Raw genomic sequence first — 17,513 nt, 5'->3', positions numbered from 1 at the left:
ACGAGCTCTGCTGCTACGCAGACCCGTGGCGATTTCTAGTTCAACCTATTCTAAATCCCCGGAATAACATTACGCTTATGTGCCGTTCTCCGGTAATAATTCTCAAGCTTCTCAGCTACTTCAGGATTAACCTGTTTACCTTCCAGATAGTCGCTGTTATCGTCATAAGTAATGCCCAGCTCGGTTTCATCCGTCTGACCCGGCCATAAGCCCGCCGTAGGTGCTTTTGTGACAATATCCGCAGGCACACCGATATGTGCAGCCAATTGACGTACCTGACGTTTATTAAGTGTGGATAGTGGTGTAATATCTACAGCGCCATCGCCCCACTTCGTGTAGAAGCCGGTAATCGCTTCAGAAGCATGATCCGTTCCTACTACAATCAGATTGTTCTCAAAAGCGAGTGCATATTGCATAACCATACGTGTTCTGGCTTTAACATTTCCTTTGCCTTGATGCGTCATATGGCGGTGTTGGCCTATTGATTTCAGACCATGCTCAACTTCAAGGGCAATTTCATTTACCGCTTCCTCAATGTTGGTCTCCACAGTATGAGTCAGATTAAAAGCTTTGGCAACATCATAGCTGTGCTCGATATCTTCCTGAACCCCATAAGGCTGGAATACTCCAAGCGTCATATACTCTGTGCCTTTTTCTGCCGTCAGCTCGTCCGTAGCCTGTTTACAAAGACCCGCGGCTACCGCACTGTCCACTCCACCACTAATGGCGATCAATAATCCTTTAGCCCCTGCGTTCAGCACGTACGACTTTAAGAAATCAACCCGTTTGCGTGCCTCAACCTCTACATCAATCGTTGGCTTCACGCCAAGATCCGCAATAATTTCCTTCTGTAAACTCACCAAACACACCTCGTTCCATCAGAAATGGTTCCATATCCATCAAAATATCCACCCAAACGAAGCTCATGCTTCTAAGCATATTCTATCCCATTATTGCTCTTATATTTTGAAAAATCCCGCATGCAGCCGATTTGCCGGCTGATGCGAGATTATATGGAATAACTGTTTTTACTGGCACAAACGATTGAAGACTTCTTTCAATTCAGCAGCAATTTCAGCAGCCGAACGATCTTCTACGCCATGACGTTCAATAAAGTGAACGAGTTCTCCATCCTTCATCAGTGCGATGGAAGGTGAGGATGGCGGATAAGGAGCAAAATATTCACGTGCTTTAGCAGTAGCTTCTTTCTCTTGACCTGCAAACACTGTGAACAAGTGATCCGGAGTGATTTCATTTTGCAAAGCCTGAGCTACACCTGGACGACATTGTCCAGCAGCACAACCACAGACCGAATTTACGACTACAAGCGATGTTCCTTTTGCGGTTGGAAGAGTAGCTTCCACCTCTTCTGGAGTCATAAGCTCCTGAAACCCGATACTTGTCAGGTCATCACGCATAGGCTGAATTGAATCTCTCATATATTGATTAAAAGACATGGACATTTCTCTGCACTCTCCTTCACTTTTCAACTGTTTGTCAGATAATATTACAGCAGTACTTACTAACTTTATTATACATTCATACTCTGTGAAAGCAAGAGATGCTGTAGAGGGTGATTCAATCTAAGAGCGAACCCCGCTGGGTTCCTCCTTATCCAGTGGGAAGGAGATCGTAAATACCGTACCCTCTCCTTCTACGGACTCTACATTTATTTTACCGTTATGCCGCTCCACAATACTAAGACACAAGGATAAGCCTAGACCTGTTCCCTGAATTTTCGTCGTAAAAAAGGGTAAAAACAGCTTCTCGCGTTGACTTTCTGACATACCAACACCGCTATCGGTGACAATCAACTCCACTTTATCATGAGTACTGCGTGTCTCCAGCGTCAGCACCCCCTTGGGTCCCATAGCCTCCATACCATTACGTCCTAAATTGAGAATAAGCTGCTTGATTTCCCGGACATTTAGCTCCAATTCATGCAGTGATGGGCTCAGCTTCAGTTCCACACTTTGACCGCGAAGATTAGCATCAGCCCACAGCAATGGACTAACTTCTTCTATAATATGGTGCAGCAGCACCTTCTCTTTATCAGAAACCCGGCTCTGTGCCAAGGATAAAAAATCATTAATAATACTATTAGCGCGGTCCAGCTCTTCCATCACAATCTGATAATAAGAATCCAATTCTTGAGCACTCTTTTCTCTCATCAGCTGCAAAAAACCCCGAACTACCGCCATAGGATTACGAATCTCATGGGTAATTCCAGCAGCCATCTGCCCGACCAAGCTCAAACGTTCCACATGATCCAGCTCTACACGTAGTTTTTCCTCATTGGTCATATCCTGCACAATAATTACAGCACCACTTGTTACCCCTGAGCTCTTATGCATTAACGGCGCTGAATAAATCTGATAGATGCGCGACTCATGAATCATTTTTTCACTGGAACGCCGTTTAGAGCGGATATTATCACTTACCCGCATATATGCCTGTGTATCCACTGAGCTGTGAAAAAACTTTTTTACCGGTTCGTCAATAATATCCTCTTTTCGCAAATTGGGATAATGAGTCCTCATCATTCCTAACATACAATCATTAAGATCAGTTACAACTCCGTGTTCATCCAGAGACATAATACTCAGAGGGACTACATTGGTAATCTGCTGTAGCTTCTCGGACTCCCACTGGAAACTTTCACTGATACTCTCCATTTGTACTTTATCCCGCAATCTACTTCTAACCATCTCAACAAAATATACAAAAACACCACCTAAAGCGATGGTGAAAAACAGATATACCGTAATCAGAAATGCTTGCACGGAATTTGATTCATATATATTTTCCCCGCCTATAATCGGGACTAACGCAATAAATAGCATGCTTGGACAAAGAATCATCCATAACATACCGATCTTCTCAACTACTGTACCTTTCTTAAAAGGTTTGGCCAGTCCAAACAGCAGCGGATATAATAAAACCCCTGAATTCAATATCACGTTACTGATTCCTGTAGGCTCCGCAATGATTACATTGCAGATAAGCAAGAAAATGGACAGCAAAATGCCCGAACGGGTAGTTCCATATAAAATACCAATATACGCAGGGATTAATCCTAAATTCAAATAGGCTACACCAAACAGAGTTGTCGAAAGAAGAGAGCACAGGATAAGACTAAACGTACACGCCAAAATTAAAAAGGTCTGATCATTTGGGAGCTTCCCCTTTTTCCGAGTCACAAATCTACGGTCCACCCACCATTGAAAAAGAAAAAGAAAGGAGCATGCTGCCGATATTTGCAATAAGATATCCTTAACCGCACCAATAATTACAATCACACCCCAAAATGGACAAATTACCCTACATGCTTAGATTAAAGCACAGGATTACTCTCCTGACAACGATAATCACCTAATGATTGGACAAGACTGGTTACATGTGAATCAGAATGGTATGATTCCGTTAGGAATACCCGCGGAAATCGCTTCCGTGTCTTAACATGTAAAGGAGTAAAATTTCATGAGCAATTACGATGTGATCGTCATTGGGGGCGGCCCTTCGGGTCTAATGGCAAGCGTGGCCGCTGCAGAACACGGGGCATCCGTTCTGCTAATCGACAAGGGAGCAAAACTAGGCCGAAAGCTCGGAATATCCGGTGGCGGACGATGCAATGTTACCAACGTCAAGGAAAGAGACGAGCTAATCGCCCATATTCCAGGAAACGGGCGTTTTTTGTATAGTGCCTTCGACCATTTTAATAACCAGGATATCATCGCCTTTTTTGAAGGTTTAGGCATTGCATTAAAAGAAGAAGATAACGGGCGGATGTTTCCCGTTTCCGATAAGGCCTCTAGTGTCGTATCTGCCTTAATTAGCAAAGTACGGAGTCTAGGCGTGCAGATTATGACCGACAGTCCCGTCTCAAGAATAATCTATAACGAAGGGGCTGTTAAGGGAGTCCAGCTGAGCTCGGGCAAGACGATCGCCTGCACTGCTGTTATCATCGCCACCGGAGGCAAGTCTGTACCACAGACCGGCTCCACTGGAGATGGCTACCCTTGGGCAGAAGCCGCAGGGCACACGATCACCGAGCTGTTTCCGACAGAGGTGCCGATTCTTTCACGGGAAGAATGGATTAAGTCCGGCGAGCTGCAAGGCCTGTCGCTACGTGATGTAGCCCTCACTGTGTGGAATCCTAAAGGAAAGAAGGTCATCTCTCATCGAGGAGATATGATATTCACCCATTTTGGATTATCAGGGCCCATTGCACTGCGGTGCAGCCAATTTCTGAGACAGGTCCAACGTAAATCCGGCACAGATACGGTGGAGATGTCCATTGATCTCTTCCCTGATCTGAACACACAGGAAGTAGAATCAATGTTGCAGGATAAGCTGGATCAGGAACCTAAGAAAGCAATCCGCAATTCGCTAAAAGGGCTGTTGCCAGAGCGTCTCATCCCCCTCTTGCTGACTAAAGCTGACTTAGATGAGGATATAACCGGTCATCACGTCTCCAAGAATGGATTGCTTCTATTAGCTGGGATTTTGAAACGCATGCCGGTTTATGTGCATGGCACCCGTTCCCTATCCGAGGCCTTTGTTACCGGGGGCGGGGTAAACCTGAAGGAGATCGATCCCAAAAGAATGGAATCGAAGCTTATGCCGGGGTTATTCTTCTGCGGCGAGGTACTCGATATCCATGGCTATACAGGAGGCTACAATATAACAGCGGCCTTCTCAACAGGATATACAGCAGGCAAGCACGCTGCTGACATTCGACTGGGATAATCTCTAATGCAACGTGAATATCCTCCAAGCAGCTTACTACTTTGAAAATGGCGGTCTGCGCGATTCTCTCATTAATTGGAGAATCGCTCCTCTGTTTTGGGTTCCTCAGCTGCTATGTGGAGCGTCTGTCCTAATCAGCTACTGCGGCTTCGGACCCAGATGACGTTATTGGCGAATTTATCACCTTATGGGCAGTGTTTCGGACTCCAACGACGCTATTCATTATAACGAGGCTCATATAGGGTGTTTTTCATGGCAATAGAACTATGGAGTCCGTTAGCATCCCAAAAGTGGAAAAATAGTATGTTTAGGGGCAGCTGTGTCCCATAGGCTAGCTAGGTACCTCGTACGTACGTGCGCACAATAGATCGAATCAAGACAACAAAAGAAGAGTGCTCCAGCAGCCTTTTCACGGCTTATGGGGCACTCTTCCGTTCTATTTATATCTTTATTTCGCTAAGCGAAATGTTCCAAATATTCTAGAGCTAAACAGTGCAACGATATAGCCTAGCGGGATGAACAGGATAATCCCAAACCATCCATATAAGGAAATACAGATCAGCGCAGAACAAATGATTGAAAAAGGAAGCAGTAAGATAGGGACCGCACGCAGCCCCGCTTCGGCTTTTTGTTCCTTTGTAAACGGCAGAATTCCGATGTAATCATCTCCCACGAATAACGACCAGAACGACAACAGCCAATTGGTCATGAGAGAAACTAAAACTATAAAGCCCAGCCATTTGAACCCTGATGGAATGATAAATATCGCTAGAAGGGACACAGCAGTAAACGATAAGTAGAGCTTTAAATGGGCAGGATTCCGTACAAGGGCCTTAATCGCTGCCGCAGAGAAACGGCTCTCGGCAGTTTTTGATTTTAGCAAAGGCTGTGATTTCCGGAAAATCCACGGCTTATGGCGGGTCGGACGTGGCTTATCCAGTACGCCGCGGAGTAATAGGGCCGCTATTTTCATCCGCTGCTTATAATCTTCACGCACATCGTTCATGAACGTCCCACGCATCACTATACGCCGCTGAAGAGCGATTACCGCTACGACTGCAAAGAGTGCTGCAATCAGCAGCATAAAAACTGGACTGTTGTTCCAAAACGTAGCTGCACGGAAATAAATCCCACAAGGAACGGAGATGGCCAGAATCAGCCACAGCCAGCGCCGCCAGCCTTGCTTTTGTACTTTTACAATATGCCCAAGTAATTTAACGCACCAGCTACATGCCAGAGTCAGAGCGAACAGCGCCCATACCTCGGATGACAGCATTCCATACCCCCGAACCAGAAAAGGTAATAACAGCACAAAAGCTGCACAGAACTTCAACGATGTTACGATCAGGCTGTACAGCAACCCGCGGAACATGATCGTATTTATCCATCGCTGCCGTTGTCTTAGAAATAATAGATCGCCTTCCTGCAATAATAGCACCAGTCCCCCTCTACAGAGCAGGAGCACAAATAATGAAGGAATCAGCATAAACGGCAAATCTGCACTCCAAGCTGGCAATGCCTCGTTCCAGAACCCGTAATATAACCGTCCTCCCAGAAATCCCCCGGGAATCAGTATATATAACAGCACAGTCCAATCGGCAGCCGTACGAATAATAGCAGATTGCTCACGCCAATGAGAAAATAATCGCCGCCAGAATAGCTTTTTGGAGGTAGGAAAAGCAAACCCTCGCTGCTTCTGCTTACTCATGTCAGTTCGTCGAAGCAATCAAACAACGACGCCTCCGGCAACCCAGCATAATCACGTATATCTTCGAGCGTTCCAGCAGCGGCAACCCTGCCACCCGAGATCAGCACAAAATCATCGCAAATTTTCTCAGCAGTATCCAATACATGCGTAGACATTAATACACCAGCTCCGCGCTGCCGCTCCGCTTCCAGCAGTCGCAGGAAATCTTTAGTAGCCCGAGGATCCAAGCCGATAAAAGGCTCGTCCACAATATAAACATCCGGCTGTACCAAAAAGCCAAGCATCAGCATCATTTTCTGTTTCATACCCTTAGAGAAACCAGCTGGAAGATCATCACGGACATGATTCATGCCGAACTGCTTCAGTAACCTCTCCGCCGTTTCTTGAAACTGCTCATATTTTAGTCCATAAGCAGCAGCAGCCAAATCTAAGTGCTCCCATAAGGTCAAGTCCTCATAAAACACCGGCTGCTCCGGTACATAAGCATAGGATTTATTAACTCCATTAAAGGAGACCTTAGCTTTGGTATTCTTAAGCAAACCGAGCAGTGTTTTGATTGTAGTACTTTTTCCCGCACCGTTTGGTCCGATCAGTCCGAGCAGCTGTCCACGCCGCACCTGAAATGAAATATCGAATATGCACGGGGCACCTGCTTCATAGCCTGCTTCATCGATCTCAACATCGAGTACAATCTCTTCGTCGCTCTCGGTATCCCCTGTTATTTCTACATTCTCCATATTCGCCAACTCCTAAATATTTCTAATGAATATTATTATCGAAATTCCAACCCAGAAAGATAGCTTCTCTAATCGTACTATATATACTTTCTCCAAGGAAGCAAACTGATTTTTTCACAGCTCAGAGAACTACTCTCCTATTTAAAAAAGAAACCTCCCATTAAAGAGAGGTCTGTCCGAGAAGCTCTAGGTTATTTGTTGCTGAAATTTCTTCTTCACGTTTAATTGCCGCTTCATCTCTACGCTCGACTTTACCACGCAGCATTAACAGTAACACTCCGAGCAGGGCTGTAAGCAAACCAGAGAGAATGAAAGCCGGGACAGGTCCTGACGCTGTAACTAAAGCCCCACCGGCCACAGGTCCCAAGATAACAGCCGCACTTGTTAGACTGCCTATAGTTCCAAATACACGGCCCGTGTATTCCGCAGGGGTCCGCTGTTGCAGCATAGAATTGAAGGGAATGAACGCAAGGCCTGCTCCCACACCAGCAAACATAAAAGAACCAAATAAAGCGATGTTCATCCATAATCCAGCCTGACCGTGGGCAGTTACAATTCCTGCACTTGAGAAAACAACCCCCATAATTACAGCTCCCAATCCCATGAAGACGAGCGTATGTTTACCACTGCCTATACGGCTTACAAGCAGGGCTGACAGTAAGGTGCCAAGACCACTGGCTGCCACACACCAACCCAGCAGATCACCGTTCACACCCGGAATTTCCCGGAATAACGTTACAATCTGCGAATCACCAATTTGCAGCATTAGCAGCACTAGTACCAGCATAGCAATCCCGCAAAGTACTACTGGCATTCCCACGATCACCTGCAGACCCGCCGACATTTCTTGGCGAAAAGACTTCCGAGCACCATTCTCCCCTGTGTTATCCTCTGCTGCATCTTTCTTCAGTGCAGCCGCACGCGGCAGTCCTATTAAGATGACCGCCGATAAAATGAAGGTAGCCGAGTCAATCACATAACAAGCGGCAATACCAAATGCGGCAACCAGCAGTCCACCTAGAGCAGGACCTACAATTTTGGTTATTTGTTCAATAGATGAGCTAAGCGCCATGGCTTTATCCATCTGGGCCGCAGGGACAAGCTCCTTGAGCTTTCCGCTTTTGGCTGGTGAAAAGAGTACATCCATGATCCCTTTAGCCACCAGCAGGACATATACCTGCCAGAGAGAACCTGCAAATACCAAACAAACAACGATTCCGGCACGAGCTAGATCCGAACCAATCATCAACGCCTTGCGGTTAAAACGATCACTTAAATAACCTGCAAATGGCCCTCCTAAGAGCAACGGCACAGCCATACATAAAGATATAGCCGTAATTTCCCACGGTGTAGCATTCCATTTAAAACCTACCATTGTCAGTAGTGCTAGGATATGCAACCAGTCTCCCACATTCGATACAAGCTGTGCGGCAATAAGCAGCATAAAGGGCTTATTCGCCGTCAGCTTTCCTTCTTTTGAATCATGAGCCAGCCGTTCCTCCATCTTACTTCACTCCCCGTTACTATTTCTCGATGAAGTAATAGTAAAATATTGGAGAACATCAATCATCCGTCTGGAGGCGTAAATAGCGCTTGAACCTAAGACTGAAATTCTTATCCTTTCAAAGACTGAAATCAAAAAAACCTTCGTTTTTATCGCATTCAAAAAATTGTTTGATTTTTAATAATTAAAAGTGTGCTCATTGTGACAAATCACATGTTCTTCATTCGCTCTTTCACGTATTCTAAGGTTATCTCAAGGTTCGTTGCACAGGTAACCCGTGCACTAATGACTATTGATTGCAAACTGTGCGATGAGTTCACACATGATTAACGATAGAGGGTGGAGAAGCATGATACAATCTTACGAACGTGATACGCAATTAACACTACATTTGTACCGGGTATTTGCCAAGTCTTTTAAGAGCATTAATGAACATGCTGTTACCGGCAGCAAAATTGAAGGTTTTAATCCGACTGCCTTTGCCGTTATGGAAGTGTTGTATTATAAGGGACCACAACCCATTCAACAAATTGGCGCCAAGCTGCTGCTGCAAAGCGGCAACGTTACTTACGTAATCGATAAGCTTGAGGAACGCGGCTATTTGCAGCGTAAGCCTTGTCCGAGCGACCGCCGTGTGATTTTTGCGGAGCTGACTACGGAAGGTGAACGTCTCATGAATGAGATGTATCCGAAATATTCAGAACGCCTGCATCTTGCTTTCAGCGGTCTGAATGATGATGAGAAGGAACAAATGATTGTTCTGCTCAAAAAGATGGGTCTACAAGCTGAGAAGCTATCCCCTCTTCCTCGTAAGTAAGAGTCGCTTATTTATGTGTTTTAGACAAGCTGTTATTGATTTCTGTTAATGTTAAAAAGAAAACCAATAGGCGATTCTCCGATTTATTTGAGAATCGCCTATTGGTTTTTTTGTTCTGCGGCGGCTTACTTGAGCAGATGATATAAGTCCTTATGACCCCTCTGAGCAAAATTCGAGTGCCTTTTTACAGCCTCCGTTAGCCGAACATTAGTTGGGAACTGATCAGTTAGGGCAGTAAGTCGATGCCGAAGACGGACTTTGAGGTCCGCTTTTGGCAAACCTCGGATCATCATCATCCTTATTCGGCAGGACTTGCGTGCACACTTCCGATTGGACTTGTCGTGCACGCTTCCGATTGGACTTGGCGAACACACTTCCGATTGGACGTCCCTTCTAGCTGACCGTAACTACCACTCTCAGTAAAATCCACTTTTGATATAACCCGCTATATTTTCAGCGCCCGATCTTGATGGGAACCTGAGCAGTAACTAAAGGAATAACTGCATTCTATACAGCTATTTCGTATGCAAATCGGATTATTCTAACTTTAAGTGTATTCTGTACAATTAAAAACCAGAAAAAGTACCCCTAGGCGAGTAAATCAAGAAAATAGATGCACTAAATACAGCTATATATCTATTGAAGAGTTACCGACAGGATTATAGTTGTACGAAATACAACTAAATATGTCTAACGACTGCTTCCACTGCTTCCATCGACGCTCTACTCTAGAGGTTACATCAATCTGGCGTGCCACCCATCCGTTATTCCATGTGATACTCCGTCCGTTAGTCCATGCGTCATTCCATATGCCACACCGTCGGTCAGTCCCTGCGTCATTCCATGCGCCACTCCAGGGAGTTAATTCGTATGGTTCAACCACTTTAACACGCTATCTACCTAATAAGTTATGCCTTTTTCAAGGACGATGAAGCATCCTCTACTGAAGGCACACCCTTGCGCAAACCCCAGGAAATTATCAGCGACAAAACAGCGAAAACTGCCATTACGATAAATAATGAATGAAGACCACCTTCAAGGGCATCACGCAGACTGTTTGATACTTCCCCAGACAGGTTGGTTCCTGCATGTGATCCAAGCAGCTTATTAATATCATCTCCTGAGATGTTTGAATCTGGTTGTTTTCTTAACAGCTTATCAATATTCAAGTTCAGCCAGGAACCAAAAATAGCCACCCCAACAGTCTGTCCTAAAGAACGCGTGAACGCATTAAGCGCTGTAGATGCTCCCCGTTGCTCATACGCAACAGAGGACTGCGCGATAATCGTAAAGACTGTAGAAGAATACCCAAAGCCAACTCCACAGACCAGCATCAAGCATAAGAGCAGCAGCTGTGAAGACTCCCCTGTTAAGAAAGCCAGACCAATAGCCCCGGCAGCGATCATAATCAATCCAAGCATTGCGGTTCGACGCGAACCCGCTTTTAGAATCATCCGCCCTCCGGCGATCGAACCAAACATCCAGCCTACCGACATCGGCGCCAGTAGCAAACCTGAGATGGCGGCGCTTTTTCCGGATACACCCTGCACCCATAATGGCACATACGTAGAAAGCCCAATAATTAATGTGCTTACCAGCAGGTTAGCCCCAGTAGACACCGCTATGTTGCGGTTCGAGAATAGACCCAGCGGCAACATAGGTTCAGGAGCACGACGCTCCACAAAGAAAAATAAGACTAGCAGGATAACAGCCACAATTAGAGTTGCAATTAGCAGTGGGGATGTCCACTCCAGATTCTGTCCTCCTGTGGAGAGACCGAAGAGTAATGCGCCCATACCAGCAGCGAATAGCAGCACCCCTGCCACATCAATTTGTGCTTTCCGGCGTACCTTTTCTTCCTTCAAATAACGGGCAATAAATACCATTGCTAGTAAACCAAATGGCAGATTAAAGACAAATACCCAGCGCCAGCTTAGGTAATCTACAACATATCCTCCAAGAAGAGGGCCTACCAAAGAGGAAATCCCCCATACAGAGCTAAGTAATCCTTGTGTCTTCGCTCTCTCTTCAATACTGTAAATATCCCCGATAATGGTAAAGGTCATTGGAATGAGCGCACCCGCGCCAATCCCCTGTATTGCCCGGAACAGGATCAGCTGTTCCATACTTTGCGAAATACCGCATAATAATGAGCCTAATAAAAAAACAGCTGCCCCCCACATGAACACAGGCTTGCGTCCAAAGAGGTCACTGATTTTGCCGAAAATAGGAGTAGTAATAGCCATTGCCAGCAAATAAGAAGTGAATATCCAGCTAAGCCACTGCATTCCCTGAAATTCACCTACGATAGCTGGACCCGCTGGTCCTGTTACCGTTCCTTCAATCGCAGCCAGAAAGGTAGCTAGCAGCACCCCTATCAGTATTAATTTACGTTCTAAATCCCCTGTTGACTTCAATGTTCCAAACCCTCTCTTTATGTAATCAAATCATTGCCATTCCCCACGCAGAAGCGCATGCAGAGTCACATCCTGAAAGCCGGAAGGGGTCTGACGATATTGACGCAGTATACCTTCCTTCTGAAAGCCGAGCGTTTGAACCAGCCTCTCCGCACGATTATTATCAGGATGACACAGCGCTTCTATCCGATTCAGCCCCATCCTATTGAAGCCGAAGTTGAGCACTAAACCAAGCGCTTCTTTCATATATCCAAGCCCCCATAAGGCAGGCGCCAGATCGCAGCCAATTTCCCCGCGGTAAGCTCCCTGTAACTGCCAATAGTTATACCCGCAGCTCCCTATAACTTCACCTCCGGGTCCTACAATACTCCAGCGTAAGCTGTCCTCTTCCTGAGCCATCTGTGATAAAAATGCAATCAGTTGCTCAGTCTCTTCGATAGAGGATAATGCTGGAGCCCCCAGCCAGCGGGTGACCTCTGGATGAGACCAGATCTGATACAATGCTGAAGCATGTTCAGTAGTCATAGCACACAGCTTCACTCTACTGCCGACCAGTGTGGGTATCACTCCATTGCAGATGTACAAGTCTCTGCCCCCCTTCAACTTATCAATTATACATCATTCAAGAGTATATCCTTAAGATAAAAGTTCTAAATTCTTTAACATTGAAAAGAACAAATTCTACGCGTTAACGTAAAAAGACGTCTGCAACAGGGAGCAAACACTCCCTAAATACAGACGCTTTTTATTAAACTTAACTACAATGATTTCATTCCGCTTCATGAATAACTTCACTGCATAACACCTGAAGTTTGGCTCGAATATCCTTGAACTCTTCAATTCCAGTCCCCGTAATACTGTACCCTTCGGTATGGGCAGTCAGAAAGTTGTCCAGTGTCAGCTTTTCCAATTCCTGTTTCACTTCGCGTTCTCCTACACGATACCCCAGATCTTCAAGTCCGAGCAGCATCTCTGAGATCGTCACATCTTTATCCCGTGCACAATAAAGCATATGAATTCCTATGAACAAGTTCTGTACATCAGCGCGCATATTCCACCTCTTCCGGCTATATAGCCTTCGGTATTTATACTAGCATTACCCTCTGACCGATCCCCGGAAACATTATTGTGGCTGTTCCGCATTTCATGGACTTCAAGGAACATTCCATATTGTTACAGATTGGTATTGTCGCTTGACGTATTATGTCTAGCTGTACTATGTTGATAATTACAGTTATGAGTTCATATTTGAATTTAAAGTACAGGAAGGTGATGCTTCATGTTTCAAGCTATGCCTTACGATGGAACACGCAACGAGCAGTTTGAAGCGGTTCTAATCCAACTAGAAGCATTAGTAAAGGACGAACCAAGTGCTACGGCCAACCTGGCCAATGCTTCGGCACTGCTTAAACACGCTATGCCGGATACGAATTGGGCCGGTTTTTATTTATTTGATGGCAAGGAGCTTGTGCTCGGGCCTTTCCAAGGTCTTCCTGCCTGCATCCGCATCCCGTTGTCTCGTGGAGTCTGCGGAACGGCTGCTGCGGAACGACGCACGTTAGTAGTTGGAGATGTGCATGCATTCCCGGGACATATCGCCTGTGACGCCGCTTCAAACAGCGAAATTGTTGTCCCGCTGATCAAGGATGATCGTTTGCTTGGCGTACTCGATATCGACAGTCCGCTGAAAGATCGTTTTGATGATGAGGAACGCCGGTTCCTGGAGCGGTTCGCAGCCCTGGTATCGGAAGTTATCTAAAGCAGCTCTGCCCTATAGAGCATAAGAAATAGGCTGTCTCATTTGTAGGAATCTCCTACTTATAAGACAGCCTATTCTTGTTGAGCCTATAGCCGTACCGGACTGATATTCCAAATCTCCGCGGCGTAGCGGCTAATCGTGTTATCACTTGAGAATTTACCGGAATGACCAATATTTATAATAGACTTTTTCAGCCACTCCTGACGGTTGCGGTATGCCCGGTCAATCTCGACATGAGTCTCGACATAACTTGCGAAATCCTTAAGCACAAAGAATTCATCGTTATTATCCAAAAGAGAATGGAAAATGGTCTCAAACTCCGCACCATGACAGCATATAGGTCCCGGATTAACCAACTGATCCAATACTTCCTTCACACGGCTATCCCCATTGTAGATATCACGTGCGTGATAGCCGCCATGCTGATAATAATCCATTACCTGCTCAGCACGAAGACCGAACAGGAACATATTGTTGTCCCCTACCATCTCATGCATTTCCACGTTAGCACCGTCCATCGTACCTACGGTTAATGCACCGTTCATCATAAACTTCATATTCCCCGTACCGGAAGCCTCTTTACTCGCTGTAGAAATCTGTTCACTAATATCCGCAGCAGGAATGATCTTCTCGGCCAAGGATACCGAATAATTCTCAAGGAAAAAGATACGGATCTTGCCTTTAACATCCGGATCCTTGTTGACAGCCTCCGCCACAGTATTGATCAGCTTGATAATTCGCTTCGCCAAATGATAGCTTGGTGCCGCCTTTGCTCCGAATATAAACGTGCGCGGTACCATATCCATCGAAGGATTATCTTTGATTTGGTTGTACATATGCAGAATATGCAAAATATTTAGCAGCTGCCGCTTATAAGCATGCAGGCGCTTCACCTGAACATCAAAGATAGAGTCGGGGTCTACATGTACTGAATGCTTGCTGTAAATGTATTCAGCCAACTTGAGCTTATTCCGCCGTTTAATGCTGGCTACTTGTTCCTGGAAGGAAGCATCCTCACAATATTTAATCAAACCAATCATCTCTTGCGGATGGCTCATCCAGCGGGTTCCTATCGATTGATTGATAAGGTTAGCCAGATCCGGATTGGCATGCATCAGCCAACGCCGGTGAGTAATCCCATTCGTCTTATTATTGAAGCGGTGCGGGTACATTTCATTAAAGAGCCGCATTTCGCGTTTCATCAATATTTCTGTATGCAGCGCTGCTACCCCATTGACACTATGGCTCGCCACAATCGCCAGATGAGCCATGCGAACCTGATCGTCATGAATAATTGCCATCTGTGAAATCCGGTCCTGATCGCCGGGATAACGACTCATCAGCTCGCCGCAGAAGCGGGCATTAATCTCTTCAATGATAAGAAAAATACGTGGAAGCAAGTCCCTGACCATTTGAATAGGCCATTTCTCCAGGGCTTCGCTCAAGATCGTATGATTTGTATAGGACACCATACGAGTTGTAATACTCCACGCTTCATCCCATCCTAATCCATGTACATCCATCAGAATCCGCAGCAATTCAGGAATTACAAGCGTCGGATGTGTATCATTGATATGAAGTGCAACCTTGTCGGGCAGCGATTGTATAGGGAGTCCAAGCTTTCCAAAGGTTCGCAGAATACTTTGCAGGCCAGCGCTGCAGAGGAAGTATTGCTGCTTCAACCGCAACAGCTTGCCTTCGTATTGAGAGTCATCCGGATACAGGAACTCCGAGATGGATTCTACGGAACGTTTATATTCCAGGAATTTATGATAGTCTGATCCGGCAAAAGAGCCAAAGGTTCTGGTAGGCTGGGTGATGGACTCCGCGCTCCAGTTGCGCAGTGTATTCACATGCCGCCGATCTGCACCAATGATAGGCACATCATACGGAACTGCACGAACGGCCTCATATTGACTATGCTCAAAGATAAGCCGCCCGTTCTCCTCCCGAGTCTCAATCACGCCCCAGAACCTTACTTCTACCTGCTTGTCTTCACGACGCACTTCCCATACATTATCATTTTGCAGCCAGTAATCGGGCAGTTCCACCTGATACCCGTCAACGATTTTCTGCTCGAACAGGCCGTATTTATAACGTATGCCGCAACCATGCCCCGCATATTGCAGGGAGGCCAGTGAATCCAAGAAACAAGCAGCTAGACGTCCAAGTCCTCCATTGCCAAGCCCAGCGTCGGCTTCTACCTCCTCAATATCCTGCAGCGAGAAACCAAGATCGGCCAATCCCTCACGCACGACCTCCAGCACGCCCATATTCAGCAGATTGTTCCCCAGAAGTCTTCCGATCAGAAACTCCATAGAAAAATAGTATACCTGCTTATCCTTATCCGTCTTGTACTTTTGATTGGTATCCGCCCAATTTTTCCCGGCATTCTCGCGAATCATGTTGCCTAATATTTTATAGACATCAGCATTCGAGGCTTCCTCCAAAGGTTTGCCCAATTTACTGATGAGCGTCTCGCGAAACACCTGTTTGAAAGTTTCTTTATCGTTAAACAACAGCAGGTTCCTCCTGACAAAAGCTTTTTTTAGGGATGCATTAGACTATGCCTGTAGATCAGATAGGTTATACTGTTTCGTTTCATCTAATCCAGTTGGTTTATATTTTGCTGCTCTTGGCGATGACAAATGGACGTTTACTATCCCCGACGAGAATTCGATTCTTACTTAAATGTACGTCCTTATCCATGATCACATTCTCAATAACAGCATCTTCCTCTATAATGCACTTCTGCATAATTACAGAGTTGATGATCTTCGCTCCTTTACGTACCTGAACCCCACGAAAGATCACGCTGTTCTCCACCGTTCCAGCTATAATGCAGCCGTTAGCCACCAGTGAATTGCTGACATTTGCGCTCTCTAAATATCGGGTAGGAGCCTCATATTTAATCTTCGTCTGCACTGGACTTTCTTTGAACAGACTAAAGTAATTCTCCTGCTGAAGCAGCTCCAGACTATTCTTATAATAGCTTTCCAATGAATTAATTACGGCATGATAGCCATGATACTCATAAGCAGCGATTTTGAATTTATGGCGGTTTTTCTGGATCACATCACGGAAAAAGTAACTCTCCCCATGTGCAATGCAATGTTCCACCTGCTCCAGGAACAGTTTTTTCTCCATAATGAAGATATCGAGATATAAATTGGGATGATCCTTCTCATGATGGATATTGGTCACATTATTCTCTTCGTCCACTTCAATACGCTGGCATAACTCATGCTCTGGCTGCAATTGCTCTATTTTTTTGTATACTACTGTAACATCGGCACCCTTCTCCAAATGGTAGCTGTACAAGTCCTGGAGATCGATAGTATTAATATGCTGGCTGCCGGAAAACACAATATATTTAGCAGATCCCCGTTTAAAAAGATCCAGATTATTATGATAATGCTGAAGGTCGCCAAGAGAAGTATCGGTGGGATCATTCCAGTCCGGAGGCAAAATAAATAGTCCCCCATGCTTGCGATTCATATCCCAAGATTTCCCGTCACCCAAATGGTCCATTAAAGAACGATATTTACGGCGAACAAACAGGCCCACGCTCTCCAGATCCGCACGCATCATATTGGAAAGCACGAAATCTATCAACCGATAACGACTGGCAAAAGGTACGGCTGCACCACAGCGGAAATAAGTGAGTTCATTTAGTTTATCGAGTTCATGATCCAGATTAATTACACCCATGAGTTGCTTCATCGGAATCCACCGTCCTCTTATAATTTATAAGAAAGTATAAGTTTCACTATATACTTTATCCTTATAAATCTCGCATAAACGCTTACCGTCCCTAGAAGG

General features: G+C 45.5%; 14 protein-coding genes. 3 read left to right on the top strand and 11 right to left on the bottom strand.

Going from position 1 to position 17,513, the window contains the following annotated elements; translation table 11 throughout:
* Positions 1 to 50 precede the first annotated feature (50 nt).
* From nadE to NSQ55_RS03020, 3 genes are all read right to left on the bottom strand, one after another.
* Positions 51 to 860, bottom strand: coding sequence for an ammonia-dependent NAD(+) synthetase (nadE, locus tag NSQ55_RS03030; protein WP_280753254.1), 810 nt, complete (start codon positions 858 to 860; stop codon positions 51 to 53).
* 168 nt (positions 861 to 1,028) lie between these two features.
* Positions 1,029 to 1,463, bottom strand: coding sequence for a BrxA/BrxB family bacilliredoxin (locus NSQ55_RS03025; RefSeq protein ID WP_036676813.1), 435 nt, complete (start codon positions 1,461 to 1,463; stop codon positions 1,029 to 1,031).
* 120 nt (positions 1,464 to 1,583) lie between these two features.
* Positions 1,584 to 3,086: an ATP-binding protein gene (locus tag NSQ55_RS03020; protein WP_081393520.1), complete on the bottom strand. Its 1,503-nt coding sequence runs from the start codon at positions 3,084 to 3,086 to the stop codon at positions 1,584 to 1,586.
* 394 nt (positions 3,087 to 3,480) lie between these two features.
* Between NSQ55_RS03020 and NSQ55_RS03015 the strand changes: the two genes are divergently transcribed.
* A complete protein-coding gene (locus NSQ55_RS03015; protein ID WP_339171108.1) occupies positions 3,481 to 4,749 on the top strand; it encodes an NAD(P)/FAD-dependent oxidoreductase in 1,269 nt (422 codons plus the stop codon).
* A 448-nt stretch (positions 4,750 to 5,197) separates the two neighbouring features.
* Here NSQ55_RS03015 and NSQ55_RS03010 read toward each other — a convergent pair whose 3' ends face one another.
* The 3 genes from NSQ55_RS03010 to NSQ55_RS03000 form a co-directional block, all read right to left on the bottom strand.
* Positions 5,198 to 6,475, bottom strand: coding sequence for an ABC transporter permease (locus NSQ55_RS03010; protein WP_339171105.1), 1,278 nt, complete (start codon positions 6,473 to 6,475; stop codon positions 5,198 to 5,200).
* Positions 6,454 to 7,194: an ABC transporter ATP-binding protein gene (locus tag NSQ55_RS03005; protein ID WP_036676805.1), complete on the bottom strand. Its 741-nt coding sequence runs from the start codon at positions 7,192 to 7,194 to the stop codon at positions 6,454 to 6,456. The genes NSQ55_RS03010 and NSQ55_RS03005 overlap by 22 nt, the downstream gene beginning before the upstream one ends.
* 160 nt (positions 7,195 to 7,354) lie before the next feature.
* Positions 7,355 to 8,698 carry an MFS transporter gene (locus NSQ55_RS03000; RefSeq protein WP_339171101.1) on the bottom strand — a complete coding sequence of 448 codons (1,344 nt, stop codon included), beginning with the start codon at positions 8,696 to 8,698 and terminating at the stop codon, positions 7,355 to 7,357.
* A 349-nt stretch (positions 8,699 to 9,047) separates the two neighbouring features.
* Here NSQ55_RS03000 and NSQ55_RS02995 point away from each other — a divergent pair, with 349 nt between their 5' ends.
* On the top strand, positions 9,048 to 9,515 hold the full coding sequence (locus NSQ55_RS02995; protein ID WP_036676802.1) for a MarR family transcriptional regulator: 468 nt from the start codon (positions 9,048 to 9,050) through the stop codon (positions 9,513 to 9,515).
* A gap of 908 nt (positions 9,516 to 10,423) precedes the next feature.
* Here the strand turns inward: NSQ55_RS02995 and NSQ55_RS02990 are convergent.
* The 3 genes from NSQ55_RS02990 to NSQ55_RS02980 all read right to left on the bottom strand — a co-directional run bounded on the left by NSQ55_RS02990 (position 10,424) and on the right by NSQ55_RS02980 (position 12,983).
* Positions 10,424 to 11,932 carry an MDR family MFS transporter gene (locus NSQ55_RS02990; RefSeq protein WP_076186281.1) on the bottom strand — a complete coding sequence of 503 codons (1,509 nt, stop codon included), beginning with the start codon at positions 11,930 to 11,932 and terminating at the stop codon, positions 10,424 to 10,426.
* A gap of 30 nt (positions 11,933 to 11,962) precedes the next feature.
* Complete coding sequence (locus tag NSQ55_RS02985) at positions 11,963 to 12,517, bottom strand: GNAT family protein (protein ID WP_076186279.1); 555 nt, start codon at positions 12,515 to 12,517, stop codon at positions 11,963 to 11,965.
* A gap of 184 nt (positions 12,518 to 12,701) precedes the next feature.
* Positions 12,702 to 12,983, bottom strand: coding sequence for a hypothetical protein (locus NSQ55_RS02980; protein WP_036676794.1), 282 nt, complete (start codon positions 12,981 to 12,983; stop codon positions 12,702 to 12,704).
* Between the two features lie 228 nt (positions 12,984 to 13,211).
* On the opposite strand from NSQ55_RS02980, the gene NSQ55_RS02975 reads away from it, so the two are divergent.
* Positions 13,212 to 13,691 (top strand): GAF domain-containing protein, encoded by a 480-nt coding sequence (locus tag NSQ55_RS02975; protein WP_036676791.1) that lies wholly within the window; start codon positions 13,212 to 13,214, stop codon positions 13,689 to 13,691.
* A gap of 86 nt (positions 13,692 to 13,777) precedes the next feature.
* On the opposite strand, the gene NSQ55_RS02970 is transcribed toward NSQ55_RS02975, so the two are convergent.
* Together NSQ55_RS02970 and glgD are read right to left on the bottom strand one after the other, a co-directional pair.
* On the bottom strand, positions 13,778 to 16,210 hold the full coding sequence (locus NSQ55_RS02970) for a glycogen/starch/alpha-glucan phosphorylase (RefSeq protein WP_036676789.1): 2,433 nt from the start codon (positions 16,208 to 16,210) through the stop codon (positions 13,778 to 13,780).
* 100 nt (positions 16,211 to 16,310) lie between these two features.
* A complete protein-coding gene (gene glgD, locus NSQ55_RS02965) occupies positions 16,311 to 17,414 on the bottom strand; it encodes a glucose-1-phosphate adenylyltransferase subunit GlgD (protein ID WP_036676786.1) in 1,104 nt (367 codons plus the stop codon).
* Between the last annotated feature and the right edge of the window lie 99 nt (positions 17,415 to 17,513).

It is taken from the genome of Paenibacillus sp. FSL H7-0943 (genome assembly GCF_037963265.1).
GTDB classification, from domain to species: domain Bacteria; phylum Bacillota; class Bacilli; order Paenibacillales; family Paenibacillaceae; genus Paenibacillus_AQ; species Paenibacillus_AQ odorifer.
This window is presented reverse-complemented; position numbering and strand designations above follow the sequence as displayed.